This window comes from Pseudonocardia lutea (assembly GCF_042658055.1).
GTDB classification, from domain to species: domain Bacteria; phylum Actinomycetota; class Actinomycetes; order Mycobacteriales; family Pseudonocardiaceae; genus Pseudonocardia; species Pseudonocardia lutea.
In genome coordinates, this window is the sequence record NZ_JBHSQK010000051.1 from 1 (window position 1) to 16,475 (window position 16,475).

Here is a 16,475-nt window from a genome sequence, read left to right on the forward strand (position 1 = left end):
GGAGGACACCTGGCTCGGCGACGAGCGCTACAGCGGCGACGCCCCGCTCGAGCTCGAGGGCGCCCTCGGCGCCGTCACCATGGGCCTCATCTACGTCAACCCGGAGGGCGCGAAGGGCCAGGCGGACCCGCTCGCGACGGCCCACGACATCCGCGTGACGTTCGGCCGGATGGCGATGAACGACGAGGAGACCGTCGCCCTCATCGCCGGTGGCCACACCTTCGGCAAGGCGCACGGCGCCGGCAACCCGGACCTCGTCGGCCCGGAGCCGGAGGGCTGCCCCGTGTTCTCCGGCGGCCTGGGCTGGAAGAACCAGAACGGCACCGGCAAGGGCGCCGACACCGTCACCAGCGGTCTCGAGGGCGCCTGGACCCCGAACCCCACCCAGTGGGACAACGGCTACTGGGACATGCTGTTCGGCTTCGAGTGGGAGCTCACCCAGAGCCCGGCCGGCGCCAAGCAGTGGAAGCCCAAGGAGGCCGAGGGCCAGGAGCTCGTGCCCGACGCACACATCCCGGGCAAGAAGAACCCGCCCATGATGGCGACGAGCGACCTCTCGTTGATCGTCGACCCGGAGTACCGCAAGATCTCCGAGCGCTTCCGGGACAACCCGGAGGAGTTCGCCGAGGCCTACCGCCGCGCCTGGTTCAAGCTGCTGCACCGCGACATGGGCCCCGTCTCGCGCTACGTCGGTCCGTGGGTGCCGCAGGAGGTCCAGCTCTGGCAGGACCCGATCCCGGCCGTCGACCACGAGCTGCTGTCGGACTCCGACGCGGCCGAGCTGAAGAAGCAGATCCTCGACTCGGGCCTGACGGTCTCGCAGCTCGTGCACACCGCCTGGTCGTCCGCGGCGTCCTTCCGCACCACCGACAAGCGCGGTGGCGCGAACGGTGCTCGCCTGCGGCTCGAGCCGCAGGCGAGCTGGCCGGTCAACGCCGGCACGCAGGAGGTCATCGCCAAGCTCGACGAGGTCCGCTCGGCGTTCGGCAAGCCCGTCTCGCTGGCCGACACGATCGTGCTGGCGGGCGCCGCGGCCGTCGAGAAGGCCGCCGCGGACGCGGGCGTCACGGTCACCGTGCCGTTCGCCCCCGGCCGCACCGACGCCTCGCAGGAGCAGACGGACGTCGAGACGTTCGCCTTCCTCGAGCCCCGCGCCGACGGCTTCCGCAACTGGATCACCCCGGACGTGAAGCTGGAGCCGGAGACGCTGCTCGTCGACCGCGCCTACAACCTCGAGCTCTCCGCCAAGGAGCTGACCGTCCTCATCGGCGGTCTGCGGGTTCTGGGCGCGAACACCGGCGGCACGCAGCACGGCGTCTTCACCGACCGGCCGGGCGTCCTGTCCCAGGACTTCTTCCGCAACCTGCTCGACCTCGGGGTCGAGTGGGGCACGTCGAAGGACCAGGAGGGCGTCTACGAGGCCCGCGACGCCGACGGCAACGTGGTCCGCACCGCCACCGCGGCCGACCTGGTCTTCGGCTCGAACTCGATCCTGCGCGGCATCGTCGAGGTCTACGGCGCCGACGACGCCAAGGAGAAGTTCGTCCGCGACTTCGTCAAGGCGTGGGACAAGGTCATGAACCTGGACCGCTTCGACCTGCGCTGACGTTCCGTCCGACGACGCCCCGGTCCGCCGCCCGCGGTGGACCGGGGCGTTCGTCGTCCGCGGCCGGGAACCGGGGCTCCTCGGGCGCCCGGCGACGCGCCTCGACGAATGCGCTCCGCGGCGTGCCCGTCCGGGCCCGCCACGCAGTAGGGTGCGGTCGGTCGTTCGGTTTTCGAGGTCCGTGTTCAGCACGCTCGCGGAAACACGGCGATGGACCGCGGCCCCGTCGTCACCGTGACGGAGGGACCCGCCATCGGGGTCGACCGGGCCCCGCACACCGCGGAGGGCCCCCTGCGAGGAGCAGTCACATGGCACAGGGCACCGTCAAGTGGTTCAACAGCGAGAAGGGATTCGGCTTCATCGAGCAGGACGGCGGCGGCGCTGACGTCTTCGTCCACTACTCGGAGATCGACAGCACCGGCTACCGCAGCCTCGACGAGGGCCAGCGGGTGGAGTTCGAGATCGGCCAGGGCAAGAAGGGCCCGCAGGCCACCGGCGTCCGCGTCATCTGACGGCAGCACGGACAGGAGCCCGTCTCCCCCGGGGGGGCGGGCTCTCGCCGTCCGGGCCCGGATCACGCCGAGCCGGCGGGGCGGAGCTCATTTCCGATCGGGTCGCCGGCCACGACCGGGCACTACACGTGTGTGGAGACGAGGGGAATCGAACCCCTAACCCCCGCCTTGCAAAGGCGGTGCTCTGCCAATTGAGCTACGTCCCCGTGGGCCCAACGCTACCGCGGGAGGCGCGAGGTGCACGCGGTCAGCGTGTCGCCTCGTGCCAGGGATCCTCGCCGGGGCGGCTCTTGGCCTTGAGAAGGACCAGGATCGCGGCGCCGGCTGCGGCGACGAGAGCGAGGATCTTCTTCACGTCGATCACCTTCGAAGCCGGTGCCGGGAGGAGTGGGCCTAGCTGGATTTGAACCAGCGACCTCATCGTTATCAGCGATGCGCTCTAACCAACTGAGCTATAGGCCCCTGCGGCAGGAACGACGATACATGAGCCCCCGCGGGCCTCCCGCACCGGCCCCTCGAACCGGGGCGGGAGGTGAAACCGCAGGTCGGCGGCCCGTGCCGGGGGCGCCGGGCGGGCGGACCTCAGTCGCGCTCGGAGAGCGTGACCTCGATCCCACCCACGAGGTCGGCGGAGACGTTGTAGACGAACGCGCCCACGGTCAGCGCGACCGCGAACAGCAGGCTGTTGATCGCGCCGATGATCGCGGCGAAGCCGAACACGCTGCCGGCGCTGATGAGCGAGCCGCCGCCGCCCTGACCACCGCCGGAGACCAGGTCGGCGTAGGTGCCGTTGAGCCGGTCCCACACACCCATGCCGTCGAGCACGCCGTAGAGCACGCCGACCGCCACGAGCCAGATGAAGAACAGCACCACGGCCAGCACCAGCGCCAGCTTCAGCACCGACCACGGGTCGAACCGCTTGACCTGCAGCAGCGCCTGCCGTGGGGCCCGGCCGGCCACGTTCGGCACCTCGGCGTGCACCTCGGCGCCGGTGCCACCCGGCAGGGTCGCGGCGCCGGCGGCCGCCCCGATCCCGGCCGCACCGGGCGCGGCGTTCCGGTCGATGTAGGCCGTGGGCGCCTCGCTCAGCAGCGAGTCGACCGCCGGCGAGCGCTGCGGCGCCGGGCGGGGGGTCGGCGCCCCGGCGGCGCGGTCCGCACCCTCCGTGCCGTCGGTGTCCTCCTCGCCCTGTGCGCGCCGCCACGGCGGGGGCGTCGGTACGGTGCCGGGCCGGGCCTCCTGGCTCTCGCCCGCCCCGTCCGGGCCGGCGCCCGACGTGGCGGCCTCCGGGCGTGGGCTGGGCACCGGCCGGGACGACGAGCCGTCGGTGTCACCCGCCGCGGCGACGCCGGCGACCGGGGACACCGCGGACCCGTTCGACGACGTCGACCCGTTCCCGGACGGCGCCGAGGCCGCACCGGAGGCCGCACCGGACGCGGAGGCCGCGCCGGCCGACCCGTTCCCGGCCGAGCCCGGCTCCGCGGCCGCGGGCGTGGTCCGGTCCTCGGCCGCGCCGGCCTCGGTCGGCACCGCCGCGGCCCCGTGGCCGGGGAGTTGGGTCGGCTCGGGGCTGTCGGTGGCGACCCGCCCCTCGTCCTGGGCGCCCGGCGGCGTCGCCGGCTTCTCGTTCTCGCTCACGAGGTGGAGCTCTCCTCGTCGGTCGGCGTGCAGGGCAACCTGCGGGTCAACGACGTCACCGGGTGGCCCGGCCTCAGCCGGTCACCTCGGGGGCGTCCGCATCGTCCTCCGCGTTGCGCGCGACGGCCAGCAGCGTGGCGCTCTCGCCGAGGTTCATGAGGCGGACCCCCTTCGTCTGCCGGCCGGCCTTCCGCACCTCGCGGGCCGAGGTCCGGATGACGCCGCCGGTCGACGTGATCGCGTAGAGCTCGTCGTCGATCCCGACGATGAGCGCGCCGACCAGCGTGCCACGCCGGCGGTCGTACTGGAGGGTCAACACCCCCTTGCCGCCGCGTCCCTGGACCGGGTAGTCCTCGATCGGGGTGCGCTTCGCGTACCCGCCGGCGGTCGCCACCAGGACGAAGCGGTCCGGCTGGACGACACCGATGGACAGCAGCCGGTCCCCGTCGTTGAACCGCATACCGAGCACGCCGGAGGTGGCGCGGCCCATCGGGCGCAGCACCTCGTCGCTGGCGGTGAACCGGATCGACTGGCCCTCGGCCGAGACGAGCAGCAGGTCGTCGTCCGCGCCGCAGAGCACCGCGCCGACCAGCTCGTCCTCGTCCCGCAGGTTGATGCCGATCAGGCCGCCGGAGCGGTTGGAGTCGAAGTCCTCGAGGCGGGACTTCTTCACCAGGCCACTTCTCGTCGCCAGGACGAGATACGGCGCGGCCTGGTAGTCCTTGATCTGCATGACCTGGGCGATGTGCTCGTCCGGCTGGAAGGCGAGCAGGTTCGCGACGTGCTGGCCGCGGGCGTTGCGGTTCGCCTCGGGCAGCTCGTAGGCCTTGAGCCGGTACACGCGGCCCTTGTTCGTGAAGAAGAGGATCCAGTCGTGTGTGGAGCACACGAAGAAGTGGGCGACGATGTCGTCCTGCTTCAGCGTGGCGCCCTGCACGCCCTTGCCGCCGCGCTTCTGCGCCCGGTAGAGGTCGGTCTTGGTGCGCTTCGCGTAGCCGGTCTGCGTGATCGTGACGACCACGTCCTCGACGGCGATGAGGTCCTCGTTGGTGACGTCGCCGTCGTCCGGGACGAGCCGGGTGCGCCGCTCGTCGCCGTGCTTCTCGACGATCTCCATGAGCTCGTCGCGGACGATCTGCCGCTGCCGCTCGGGCCGGTCGAGGATGTCCTGCAGGTCGCGGATGACCTCCTCGATCTCGGCCAGCTCGTCGATGATCTTCTGGCGCTCGAGGGCGGCCAGCCGGCGCAGCTGCATGTCGAGGATGGCCTGCGCCTGGATCTCGTCGATGTCGAGCAGGTCGATCAGGCCCTGCCGGGCGACGTCGACCGTCTCCGACGCCCGGATCAGCGCGATGACCTCGTCGAGCGCGTCGAGCGCCTTGACCAGACCACGCAGGATGTGGGCCCGCTCCTCGGCCTTGCGCAGCCGGTAGCGGGTCCGCCGGACGATGACCTCGATCTGGTGCCGGACGTAGTTCCGGACGACCTGGTCCAGCCGCAGCGTGCGGGGCACGCCGTCGACGATCGCCAGCATGTTGACGCCGAAGCTGTACTGCAGCTGGCTGTGCTTGTACAGGTTGTTCAGCACGACCTTGGCCACGGCGTCGCGCTTGAGCGTGAACACGATCCGCATGCCGACCCGGTCGGACGACTCGTCGTTGATCTCCGAGATGCCGGTGATCTTGCCGTCCCGGACCATGCCCGCGATCGACTCGATGAGGTTGTCCGGGTTGACCTGGTACGGCAGCTCCGTGACGACAAGGGTGGTGCGCCCCTTGGCGTCCTCCTCGACCTCGACCACCGCACGCATGCGCACCGAGCCGCGGCCGGTGCGGTAGGCGGACTCGATGCCGTCCCGCCCCACGATGAGGCCGGCGGTCGGGAAGTCCGGGCCCTTGATCCGCGCCATCAGCGCGTCGAGGAGCTCCTCGTCGGACGCCTCGGGGTTGTCCAGCGCCCACGCGACGCCCTCGCCGACCTCGCGCAGGTTGTGCGGCGGGATGTTGGTGGCCATGCCGACCGCGATGCCGACCGAGCCGTTGATCAGCAGGTTCGGCACCCGCGAGGGCAGGACGACGGGCTCCTGCGTCTTGCCGTCGTAGTTGTCCAGGAAGTCGACGGTCTCCTCGTCGATGTCCTGGAGCATCGCCATGGCCAGCGGCGAGAGCCGGCACTCGGTGTACCGCATGGCCGCGGCCGGGTCGTTGCCGCGGGAGCCGAAGTTGCCCTGCCCGTCGATCAGCGGGTAGCGCATCGACCACGGCTGGGCGAGCCGGACCAGCGCGTCGTAGATCGCCGAGTCGCCGTGCGGGTGGTAGTTGCCCATCACCTCGCCGACGACGCGGGCGCACTTGACGAAGGAGCGGTCCGGCCGGAAGCCGTTCTCCCCCATCGAGTAGAGGACGCGCCGGTGCACCGGCTTGAGGCCGTCCTCGACGAGCGGCAGCGCACGCCCCACGATCACGCTCATCGCGTAGTCGATGTAGGAGCGCTGCATCTCCTGCTGGATGTCGACCGGCTCGATCCGGTCGCCACCGCCCGCGCCGCCCTCGGCGGGCCCGGTGGGTGGGAGCGTGGGGTCCAGGGTGTCGGTCATCGTCCTTCTCTCACGTGCGTCTCGTACGGGCGTCTAGCACAGACGTGTGATCTAGACGTCCAGGAAGCGCACGTCCTTCGCGTTGCGGGTGATGAAGGAGCGCCGCGACTCCACGTCCTCGCCCATCAGGACGGAGAACAGCTCGTCCGCCGTGGCGGCGTCGTCGAGCGTGACGCGCGAGAGCATCCGGTGCGCCGGGTCCATCGTGGTCTCCCACAGCTCCTTGGCGTTCATCTCGCCGAGGCCCTTGTAGCGCTGCACGCCCTCGTCCTTGGGCAGCTTCTTGCCGGCCTCGCGACCGGCCGCGATCAGCCCGTCCCGCTCCGCGTCGGAGTAGGCGAACTCCGGTTCGGCGCCGCGCCCGCCCCACTTGATCTTGTAGAGCGGGGGGTTCGCCAGGAACACGTGACCGGCCTCGACCAGCGGCCGCATGAACCGGAACAGCAGCGTGAGCAGCAGCGTGCGGATGTGCTGGCCGTCGACGTCCGCGTCGGCCATCAGCACGATCTTGTGGTACCGCAGCTTCGCGAGGTCGAACTCCTCGTGGATGCCGGTGCCCAGCGCCGTGATGATGGCCTGGACCTCGGTGTTCTTGAGGACGCGGTCGATCCGGGCCTTCTCGACGTTGATGATCTTGCCGCGGATGGGCAGGATCGCCTGGTACATCGAGTCCCGGCCGGACTTGGCCGACCCGCCCGCCGAGTCGCCCTCCACGATGTAGACCTCGGACTTGCTCGGGTCCGTGGAGCGGCAGTCCGCCAGCTTGCCCGGCAGCCCGCCGATGTCGCCCGCGCTCTTGCGCCGGACCAGCTCGCGCGCCCGGCGGGCGGCCAGCCGCGCCTGTGCCGACGAGACGGCCTTGTTGACGATGATCTTGGCCTCGGCCGGGTTGCGCTCGAACCAGTCCGACAGCCACTCGTTGCTGATCCGCTGGACGAACGACTTGACCTCGGTGTTGCCGAGCTTGGTCTTGGTCTGCCCCTCGAACTGCGGCTCCGCGACCTTCACCGACACGATCGCGGCCAGGCCCTCGCGGATGTCGTCCCCGGACAGGGCCGGGTCCTTCTCCTTGAGCAGCTTCTTGTCGCGCGCGTACCGGTTGACCGTGGTGGTCAGCGCGGAGCGGAAGCCCTCCTCGTGGGTGCCGCCCTCGTGCGTGTTGATCGTGTTCGCGAACGTGTAGACGGACTCGGAGTAGCCCGAGTTCCACTGCATCGCGACCTCGACCTGGTGGCCGGGCCCCTCGCCGGTGTACCCGATGACCTTGCGGTGGATCGGGTCCTTGCTCTTGTTGATGAACGCGACGAAGTCCTCGAGCCCGCCCGGGTAGTGGAAGGTCTGCTCCTTGACCTTGGCCACGAAGCCCTCGGCGTCGGGCTCGTCCGCGCCGTCGGAGTCCCCGTTGCGCTCGTCCCGCAGGACGATGGTCAGCCCCTTGTTGAGGAACGCCATCTCCTGCAGCCGGCGCTGGATGGTCTCGAGGTTGTAGGTCGTGGTCTCGAAGATCGCGGGGTCGGCCCAGAAGGTGATCGACGTGCCGGTGCGCTTGGTGGCCGCACCCTTGTTCAGGGGGCCGGGCACCGAGTGGTCGTAGTGCTGGGTCCAGACGTGGCCGTCCACGTGGATCTCGACGTCGAGCGCGCTGGACAGCGCGTTCACGACGGAGACGCCGACGCCGTGCAGGCCGCCGGACACCGCGTAGGACTTGCCGTCGAACTTGCCGCCGGCGTGCAGCACGGTGAGCACGACCTCGACGGCCGGCTTCTTCTCCACCGGGTGCATGTCGACCGGGATGCCGCGGCCGTCGTCCACCACGCGGACGCCGCCGTCGGCGGTCAGGGTCACCTCGACACGCGTCGCGTACCCGGCCATCGCCTCGTCGACCGCGTTGTCCACGACCTCCCAGATGAGGTGGTGCAGACCGCGCTCGCCGGTGGAGCCGATGTACATGCCGGGGCGCTTGCGGACGGCTTCCAGGCCCTCGAGGACCGTGATCGACGACGCGCTGTAGCCGCTCTTCTTCTCCGCCACGGGCTGTTGGTCTCCTCGCCACGAGAGCCGGCCCGGGGACGCGCGGGACGCGCGCCGGTACCGGCGAGGACCGGCGGGGCACGGGGACCCGCTCGGCACTACTGATGATTCTACCGGTCCGGCCCGACAGGAATGCGGCTAGGACACGTCCAGAAGCGTCACAGCGGCGCGATCCGGCTCCGAACCGGGTCCGGACGGCGGGAACGGGGGTCGAACGTCGCTCCCGCGGCGTCATGTCGCGCTGAGCGGCCCCCTCGCGGACGCGAACGGTCGTCCCCGCCTTCTCCCCCGCCCGCGCGGGCGAACGGCGTCTTCGCTCGATCCTCCTCAGCGAACGCGCCGTTCGTGCTGGTCGCGACAGGGCGTCGCGCGCAGATCAGCCGTACGTGTCGCGTGGGCCGCGGCCGCGGACGTGCCGGGGACCGTGCCGCCAGCTCGGCCCGCTCGGGCCGACGACCCGGATCCGACGGACGACGTCGGGTCCGACCGCGCCGGCGAGCCGCTGCAGCAGCTGGCGCTGCAGGGTGCGCAGCTGCGTGGCCCACGCCGTCGACTCCGCCTGCAGGGTCAGCTCGCCGTCCCGCAGCGAGACCGGCGTGCAGTGGTCGGCGATGTCCGGGCCGACGAGCGTGGGCCAGCGGCCCAGCACCGTGGCGTCGGTCAGCCGGGAGGACCAGCCGCGGTCCATCGCCACCCGGGAGACCAGCCGGCCGAACGGCTGCGGGTCCCGGTTGTCCGGTCCCGGGCCCGACCAGCGACGGCGGCGTCCCCGCCCGAAGCCCTTCGGTCGCGTCCCTCGTTGCTCCGCCTCCCGCTCGTGCCGCTTCTGCGCGTTGGCCTCGCGCGCCGCGGCGAGGGCGTCCCGGGCGAGGTCGGCGCCACGCCGGCCACCGTCGGCGGGCGGCTCCCCCTCGTCGCGACGAGCGGTAGGCGAGATCGTGTCCCCAGGGGTGTGGACAGGGTTGTGGATCACGGGACGGCCCGACGGTCGGTCGCCCGCGACGGGCGGTGTGTTGTGACCGGAGTCACGGGAGGAGCGGTGGTTATCCACAGTATCCACAACCTTGTCCCCAGGAGCGCCCGCCCGAAGGGCGCTCGACGTCTTCCGTTCCGTCCCACGTCAGGTGGTGTTCGACGGCGGTGCGTCCGGTTCGACCCGTACCGCCGATCCACCGCCCACCGCGTAGCGCGTCCCCAACAGCTCCGCCGGGACGTCCTCCTCGACCGCCGCCGTCACGACGACCTGCTCCGCCTCTGCGGCGACCGCGGACAACGCACGGCGCCGCTGCGCGTCCAGCTCCGCGAACACGTCGTCCAGGATGAGGACGGGTTCGACGTCGTCCGCCTTGAGCAGGCGGTAGGAGGCCAGGCGCAGGGCCAGCGCGATCGCCCACGACTCGCCGTGGCTCGCGTACCCCTTCGCCGGACCCTCGCCGAGATTGAGCAGCAGGTCGTCCCGGTGCGGCCCGACCAGGCACACCCCGCGCTCGATCTCCTGCCGGCGCACCTGCGCCAGCTCGTCGAGCAGGAGCGCCTCGAGCTCGGCGGAGGCGGAGCTCGCGGAGCCGACCCTCGGTCCGGCTGCGGCGGGCAGCTCACCGGGGATCGAGCACCGGTAGGCCAGGGTGAGCGGGTCCGACGACGGCGCCACCTCGGCGAAGGCCTTCTCGGCGTGCGGCGCGATGCCCTCGACCAGGTCGAGTCGGCCGGCCAGCAGCGCGGCGCCGTGCCGGGCGAGGTGCCCGTCCCACACCTCGAGCGTGGAGAGGTCGGCGCTGCGGTTGCGCGCGGTCTTGAGCAGCGCGGACCGCTGCCGCAGCACCCGCTCGTAGTCGCTGCGCACCCCGGCGTAGCGCGGGTAGCGGGCCACCAGCAGCTCGTCGAGGAACCGCCGGCGCTCGCCGGGGTCGCCGCGGACGAGGGCCAGGTCCTCCGGGGCGAACAGGACGCTGCGCAGGATGCCGAGGACCTCCCGCGGACGGGCCACCGGCGCGCGGTTGACCCGCGCCCGGTTGGCCTTGCCGGCGGTGATCTCCAGCTCGACGTTCAGCTCCCGGCCCTGGTGCACGACCTGGCCGCGCACGATGGCGCGCTGGGCGCCGCGCCGGATCAGCGGGGCGTCGGTGGCGACCCGGTGCGAGCCGAGCGTGGCGAGGTAGCCGATCGCCTCGACCAGGTTGGTCTTGCCGACGCCGTTCGACCCGACCAGGACCGTGACGCCCGGCTCCAGGAGGAGCTCCGCACGTTCCCAGGACCGGAAGTCCTCGACGGCGAGCCGACGCAGATGCACCCCGTAGGTCTACCTCAACCGTGCGTGGAGCCGGTGCCCGAGCTGGGGCCCGCGACGTCGCCGGGCGCGCCGGCCGGTCCGGCGGCCCTCTTCACCGCGTGCCCGCCGAACTGGTTGCGCAGCGCGGCGACGGCCTTCATCGCGGGCGAGGAGTCCTGGCGGGAGGCGAAGCGCGCGAACAGGGCCGCGGAGATCACCGGCAGCGGGACGGCGTGCTGGATCGCCTCCTCGATCGTCCAGCGGCCCTCGCCGGAGTCGTCCACGTAGCCCTCGAGCTCCGCCAGGTGCGGGTCCTCGCGCAGCGCGTTGACCAGCAGGTCCAGCAGCCACGACCGCACGACGGTGCCGCGCGACCACGCCTGGACCACCGCGGGCACGTCGTGGACCAGCTCCGCGGCCTCCATCAGCTCGAAGCCCTCGGCGTAGGCCTGCATGAGGCCGTACTCGATGCCGTTGTGCACCATCTTCGCGAAGTGGCCGGCGCCGACCGGCCCGGCGTGCGCGAAGCCCTCCTCGCGCGGGCCCTCGGGGCGCAGCGCGTCGAAGATCGGCATGGCGAGCTCGATGTGCTCCTTCGCGCCGCCCGCCATCAGGCCGTAGCCGTTGTCCTTGCCCCAGATGCCGCCGGACACGCCGCAGTCGACGTAGCCGATCCCCTTGGCGTCCAGCAGCTCCGCGTTCGGCCCGTCGTCGGTGTAGCGGGAGTTGCCGCCGTCGATGACCAGGTCGCCCGGCTCGAGGATGTCCGCCAGCGCGCGCACGGTGGAGCGGGTCGGGTCGCCGGAGGGCACCATCACCCAGACCACACGCGGCGCGGCCAGCGCCTTCGCGAGGTCCTCGAGCGACGGCACGTCGGTCACCTCGGGGCGCGGGTCGTACCCGACGACCTCGTGGCCCGCCGCCCGCACCCGGTCCCGCATGTTCCCGCCCATGCGGCCCAGGCCGATCAGTCCGAGTTGCACGTCCCGCTCCTCACAGCTCGCTCGTGGTCCCCACGCCGGCCGGCGCCGGCCCATCGTGCCGCATCCGGCGCCGGGACGATCAGTCGGAGCGAGCCCGCCCGGTGCCGAGGTTCGCTCCGCGAGCTCCGCTCGGTGCCGAGACTCGCTCCGCGAGCTCCGCTCAGCCCGGCAGGCGGACCGGCATCAGGAGGTGGAGGTACCCGGGGACGGCCGGGGCATCCGCGGCCTCCTCGCCGTCGGCCGGCGGGACGACCGGGCGCACCAGGGCGGGCCGGTTCGGCGTGGTGAACGTGAGCTGCGCCTTCTCGGTGTGCAGCGCGCCCAGGGCGTCGAGCAGGTAGCCGGGGTTGAACGCGATGGTCAGCGCGGAGCCGTCGAGCGCGCAGGGCAGCTCCTCCTCGGCGCTCCCGACGTCCTCGCCACCGGCCGCGAGCCGCAGCCCCTCCTCGCCGAACTCCAGGCGGATCTGCGCGACCCGGTCCGCGACCAGCGAGACACGCTTGATCGCCTCGACCAGCGCGGCGACCTCGATCTCGGCCGCGGTGGTGTGCTCGGACGGGATCAGCTGACGGAAGCGCGGGAACTCCGCGTCGAGCAGGCGGGTGGTGGCCCGGCGGCCGCCGCCCGTCATGCCGAGCATGCCGTCCCCCGCGGAGAGCGCGATCTCGACGGTCCCGGCGCCGGCCAGCGTCTTGGCGACGTCCGAGAGCGTCTTCGCCGGGATGAGCACCGCGGTGGAGACGCCGGCGTCCTCCGGCTGCCAGTCCAGCTCGCGGACCGCGAGACGGAACCGGTCCGTGGCGGCGAGGGTCAGCCGGGTCCCCTCGATCTCGAGCCGGACGCCGGTGAGCATCGGCAGCGTGTCGTCGCGGCCCGCGGCGACGGCGACCTGGGCGACGGCGCCGGCCAGCTCCGCGGCGTCGACCGTGCCGGCGCGCTGCGGCATCGCCGGCAGCTGCGGGTAGTCCTCCACCGGCATGATCGGCAGCGAGAAGCGGCTGTTCCCACAGTTGATCGTGGCGCGGGCGCCGTCGACCACGAGGTCCACCGGCTTGTTCGGCAGGGCGCGGGTGATGTCCGCGAGCAGCCGGCCGGAGACGAGCACCTGGCCGGGGTCGCCGATCGTCGCGTCGAGCTCCACGCGGGCCGAGGTCTCGTAGTCGAACCCGGAGACCGTGAGCCGCTCGCCGCCCTCCCTCGAGGCGGCGTCGATCAGGACACCGCCGAGGACCGGAACCGGCGGCCGCGCGGGCAGGCTGCGGGCCACCCAGGCGGCAGCGTCGGCGAGGACGTCGCGTTCGACCCGGAACTTCATGGCGAGGGAGACCTTTCACCGGTGGTCACTGGGTGTGACCGTTAGGCGGGCACACGGGACGAGCTGTGGGGAGCCCGGACGAGGTGGGTCCCCGGCGGGTCCCCGACGGCTCGGCCGTGCCACGGCTCCCCGGGATTCCGCCGACGACCCGGCGGTCCGGGATCGGCCGACTCACCGTAGAGCCTCGCGCGGCCGGGTGTCACGTCGCCCGGTTCCCGTCCGACGAGCGGTCGAGGGAGGCCCGCGCCCGCCCCGTCCGTGTGCTCCATCCACCCCCCTCTTTCTCTTCGAGTTCGTGAAAGAGAGAACTCCAGGAACAGGAACAGGTCCTGTGCACAGTGTGGATAGCCGCCGTCGGCGCAGGTCGGACGGTGCGGCGTCCTGGGGACCGAGCCTCGGGACCGACTCGGGACGGAGGCCGCGGGTCGTGGATGGCCGGCGTTCTCGGGAGGTTGTCCTGCGCCCGTCCCCGTCCGCGCGGCGAGTTGTCCACTGTTCTCGGGCCGTCCGTCCACGGGCTCCGGCGCGACAATCCACAGAGTTGTCCCCAGATGTGGGTGAAGCGTGGCCGTGCGTCCACGCTGCGCGACCGGTCGGCGTCGTCGCGGCAACCCGGTGGCGACGGGCGGCACCCACAGAAACCCCGCCCTGCACACGCTTTGCAACGGAGCGTGACCGTTTCCGTGACGGTCCGGGGCCGGCGCTGGGCCGACTGTGCGCCGAACGCCCACTACCGGACGACGAGCGGTGAGCGCGGGAGCGACACGCGGGCGGTTCCGATCTCGACCGGATGGAGATCGGGTCGGGGCGGTGGAGGAGCCGGCGGACCGGATGTGGATCTCCGCGGAGGTCACCCCGCCTACCGGGAAGAGGCGCTGCGAGGGCGGCTCGGGCCCGATCGCGATGAGCCGTGTGGGTGCCGGTGGTCCGGCGCTGGCAGTGACGGTGCGAGACCGGGTGGCTCGGCGCGTCGGGGGGCGCCTCCGGGGTGGGGAGCCTGGGGACGGATGGGGACAACTCGCGATCTGAGCCCCTCCGACCCCCCGCGAGCCCGGCGAGTTCCTGCCCTCGCGAGTCGGGGGACCTGCCGTCGCGGGTCGAGAGATCCGGCCCCGCGAGTCGGGAGTTCTGGCTCCGCGAGTCGGGAGTTCTGGCTCCGCGAGTCGGGAGACCTGGCACCACCAATGGGGAGAACCGGCCTTCCCGGTCGGAGTGCCTGGCACCACGAGTCGCCTCGTGCCGTCCGGGGGCTGGTCACGGCCCGGCCGGCGTCCCGTAGCGAGGCCCCTCCCGACCGGCGGCACGACCGGCACGGGGGCGCACCGTCGTCGACGGGAGGAACGGGGCGTTCGTCGGGTCGCCGCGCGGGACGGGGCACGATTCCGCCGGCTCCCCGGCGGGATCAGTGCCGGGCGCGCTGCTTGATGCGGGCGGTGAGCTCCTGCACCTGCTCGAAGGTCTTCCGCCGCAGTGAGATCTCGTTGCGGATCTTCTTGTCCGCGTGCATGACGGTGGTGTGGTCCCGGCCGCCGAAGGTCTGCCCGATCCGCGGCAGCGAGAGGTCCGTCAGCTCGCGGCACAGGTACATGGCGATCTGCCGGGCCTGGGCGAGCGCCTTCGTCTTCCCCGGCCCGCACAGCTCGTCCATCGTCACGTCGAAGAACTCGGCGGTGACCGCCATGATCGTCGGCGCGGTGATCTCGGAGGCGGCCGAGTCCGGGATGAGGTCGCGCAGCACGATCTCGGCGAGCTGGGTGTCGACCGGCTGCCGGTTGAGCGAGGCGAACGCGGTGACCCGGATCAGCGCGCCCTCGAGCTCGCGGATGTTCCGCTCGATCCGCTCGGCGATGAACTCCAGGACGTCCCCGGGCACCGCCAGCCGGTCCTGCGCCGCCTTCTTCCGCAGGATCGCGATCCGCGTCTCCAGCTCGGGCGGCTGGATGTCGGTGATGAGGCCCCACTCGAACCGCGTGCGCATGCGGTCCTCGAGGGTCTCGAGGCGCTTCGGCGGCCGGTCGGAGGAGACGACGATCTGCTTGTTGGCGTTGTGGAGGGTGTTGAAGGTGTGGAAGAACTCCTCCTGGGTCCCCTCCTTCCCCTCCAGGAACTGGATGTCGTCGACCAGCAGCACGTCGACGTCCCGGTAGCGGCGCTGGAAGGCGACCTTGCGGTCGTCCCGGAGCGAGTTGATGAAGTCGTTCGTGAACTCCTCGGTGCTCACGTACCGCACCCGCATCCCGGGGAAGAGCCGCTGGGCGTAGTGGCCCACCGCGTGCAGCAGGTGGGTCTTGCCGAGCCCGGACTCGCCCCAGATGAAGAGCGGGTTGTACGCGCGCGCCGGCGCCTCGGCCACCGCCACCGCCGCGGCGTGCGAGAACCGGTTCGACGCCCCGATGACGAAGGTGTCGAAGGTGTACTTCTCGTTCAGCCGGGTCTGCGACCGCGGCGCCACCGGGTCGCCGGCCTGCGGCGCCGAGTAGGTCGGCCAGACCTCGGGCCGGCCGGGACCGAGCGGTCCGGTCTCGCCCGGCGCCTGCGGCTCGACGCCGGCGGGCTCGGGCAGCTGCGCGGCCGCGGCCGGGTCGACCGGGATGCCCGACGGCGGGGTGGGCGCGTCCTGCGCGGCGCCCGCCGAGCCGTTGGTCGCCGGCGGGGCCAGCCCGGGCAGGGGCGACGCCGGGGCGGGGCCGCGGCCGTCGGCGATCTCGCCGAGCGACGGGGCGCCGGGCCGCACGCGGGCCGGCGGGTCGGGCACGTCCGTGCCACCGGAGGCGGCGTTGGCGTCGACCACCACCGCCAGGTTCACCTGCACGCCCATGTGGCGACCGATGGCGTCGCTGATCGGGCGCCGGAGGATCCGCTCGATCGCGTCCTTCGCGAACTCGCTGGGCGCGGCGAGCAGCGCCGTGCCGTCGAGGAGCCCGAGCGGGCGGGTGAGTCGCAGGAAGGCGCGCTGCTGCGCGGACAGCCCGGGCGAACCCGGGTCCGTCGCGGGTCCGGCGAGGTCGGCGATGACCAGGCTCCACACCTGGGCGAGGTCACCGGGTTCGGCCACCGCTCGGCCCCTCTCCGCGTGCCGACCTGCTGGGGAGCGGTGGGCACGACCTCGTTCGTCGTCTCGTCGGCGTGGGGCCGGGCATCCCCAGACTTATCCACACATGTGCGTAGACCGTACGCAGGGGAGTACGGCGGGCCGCGACCACCCTCCCGTCGGGGGCGCGCCCGCAGCGTCCGTCGTGGTGACAGTCGGAGAAGCCCCGATCCCCCCGGATGGAACTGCGAAGCCCGCACGCTAACAACGACCCGCCGCGAGCCACAAGACGCGCAGGTCAGGAGGGTGTGCGAGGCTGTTCGACGCCCCCGCCGTGGCCTGCGGGGATGACGCAGCGCACCCGCGTCGTCACCCGTGCGCGGACCCGTCCGGGGGTGGTTTGCGCCGCTCGGAAGCGGCTGCGTACCCTGGTCTGCAGGCGCGGTCCGTCGCCGGCACCTCCGTGTGCCCCGGACACGGCACCCGCGCATGAC

The 16,475-nt window shown here is 72.4% G+C and carries 11 protein-coding genes and 2 tRNA genes; 2 read left to right on the forward strand and 11 right to left on the reverse strand.

What is annotated here, in order from left to right; all coding sequences use genetic code 11:
- Together ACFQH9_RS19960 and ACFQH9_RS19965 are read left to right on the forward strand one after the other, a co-directional pair.
- The coding region (locus ACFQH9_RS19960; protein WP_379567681.1) for a peroxidase family protein at positions 1-1,606 on the forward strand (1,606 nt) is incomplete at its 5' end.
- A 308-nt stretch (positions 1,607-1,914) separates the two neighbouring features.
- Positions 1,915-2,118, forward strand: coding sequence for a cold-shock protein (locus ACFQH9_RS19965; protein WP_379567682.1), 204 nt, complete (start codon positions 1,915-1,917; stop codon positions 2,116-2,118).
- Positions 2,119-2,251: 133 nt separating this feature from the next.
- Here ACFQH9_RS19965 and ACFQH9_RS19970 read toward each other — a convergent pair.
- The 11 genes from ACFQH9_RS19970 to dnaA all read right to left on the reverse strand — a co-directional run bounded on the left by ACFQH9_RS19970 (position 2,252) and on the right by dnaA (position 16,005).
- Positions 2,252-2,324 (reverse strand) — tRNA-Ala (locus ACFQH9_RS19970).
- A 41-nt stretch (positions 2,325-2,365) separates the two neighbouring features.
- Positions 2,366-2,473: a DLW-39 family protein gene (locus ACFQH9_RS19975; RefSeq protein WP_379567683.1), complete on the reverse strand. Its 108-nt coding sequence runs from the start codon at positions 2,471-2,473 to the stop codon at positions 2,366-2,368.
- 33 nt (positions 2,474-2,506) lie between these two features.
- Positions 2,507-2,580 (reverse strand) — tRNA-Ile (locus ACFQH9_RS19980).
- A 120-nt stretch (positions 2,581-2,700) separates the two neighbouring features.
- A complete protein-coding gene (locus tag ACFQH9_RS19985) occupies positions 2,701-3,756 on the reverse strand; it encodes a DUF3566 domain-containing protein (protein WP_379567684.1) in 1,056 nt (351 codons plus the stop codon).
- 73 nt (positions 3,757-3,829) lie between these two features.
- On the reverse strand, positions 3,830-6,352 hold the full coding sequence (gene gyrA, locus ACFQH9_RS19990) for a DNA gyrase subunit A (protein WP_379567685.1): 2,523 nt from the start codon (positions 6,350-6,352) through the stop codon (positions 3,830-3,832).
- A 51-nt stretch (positions 6,353-6,403) separates the two neighbouring features.
- Positions 6,404-8,383 carry a DNA topoisomerase (ATP-hydrolyzing) subunit B gene (gene gyrB, locus ACFQH9_RS19995; RefSeq protein ID WP_379567686.1) on the reverse strand — a complete coding sequence of 660 codons (1,980 nt, stop codon included), beginning with the start codon at positions 8,381-8,383 and terminating at the stop codon, positions 6,404-6,406.
- Between the two features lie 376 nt (positions 8,384-8,759).
- The gene (locus ACFQH9_RS20000) at positions 8,760-9,356 is read right to left on the reverse strand and encodes a DciA family protein (protein WP_379567687.1); all 597 of its coding nucleotides are present in this window, start codon (positions 9,354-9,356) and stop codon (positions 8,760-8,762) included.
- A gap of 147 nt (positions 9,357-9,503) precedes the next feature.
- Complete coding sequence (recF, locus tag ACFQH9_RS20005; RefSeq protein ID WP_379567688.1) at positions 9,504-10,673, reverse strand: DNA replication/repair protein RecF; 1,170 nt, start codon at positions 10,671-10,673, stop codon at positions 9,504-9,506.
- A gap of 14 nt (positions 10,674-10,687) precedes the next feature.
- Positions 10,688-11,689 carry a phosphogluconate dehydrogenase (NAD(+)-dependent, decarboxylating) gene (gene gnd, locus ACFQH9_RS20010; RefSeq protein WP_379567689.1) on the reverse strand — a complete coding sequence of 334 codons (1,002 nt, stop codon included), beginning with the start codon at positions 11,687-11,689 and terminating at the stop codon, positions 10,688-10,690.
- A gap of 106 nt (positions 11,690-11,795) precedes the next feature.
- Complete coding sequence (gene dnaN, locus ACFQH9_RS20015) at positions 11,796-12,950, reverse strand: DNA polymerase III subunit beta (RefSeq protein ID WP_379567690.1); 1,155 nt, start codon at positions 12,948-12,950, stop codon at positions 11,796-11,798.
- A gap of 1,402 nt (positions 12,951-14,352) precedes the next feature.
- Complete coding sequence (dnaA, locus tag ACFQH9_RS20020) at positions 14,353-16,005, reverse strand: chromosomal replication initiator protein DnaA (protein ID WP_379567691.1); 1,653 nt, start codon at positions 16,003-16,005, stop codon at positions 14,353-14,355.
- Positions 16,006-16,475 lie beyond the last annotated feature (470 nt).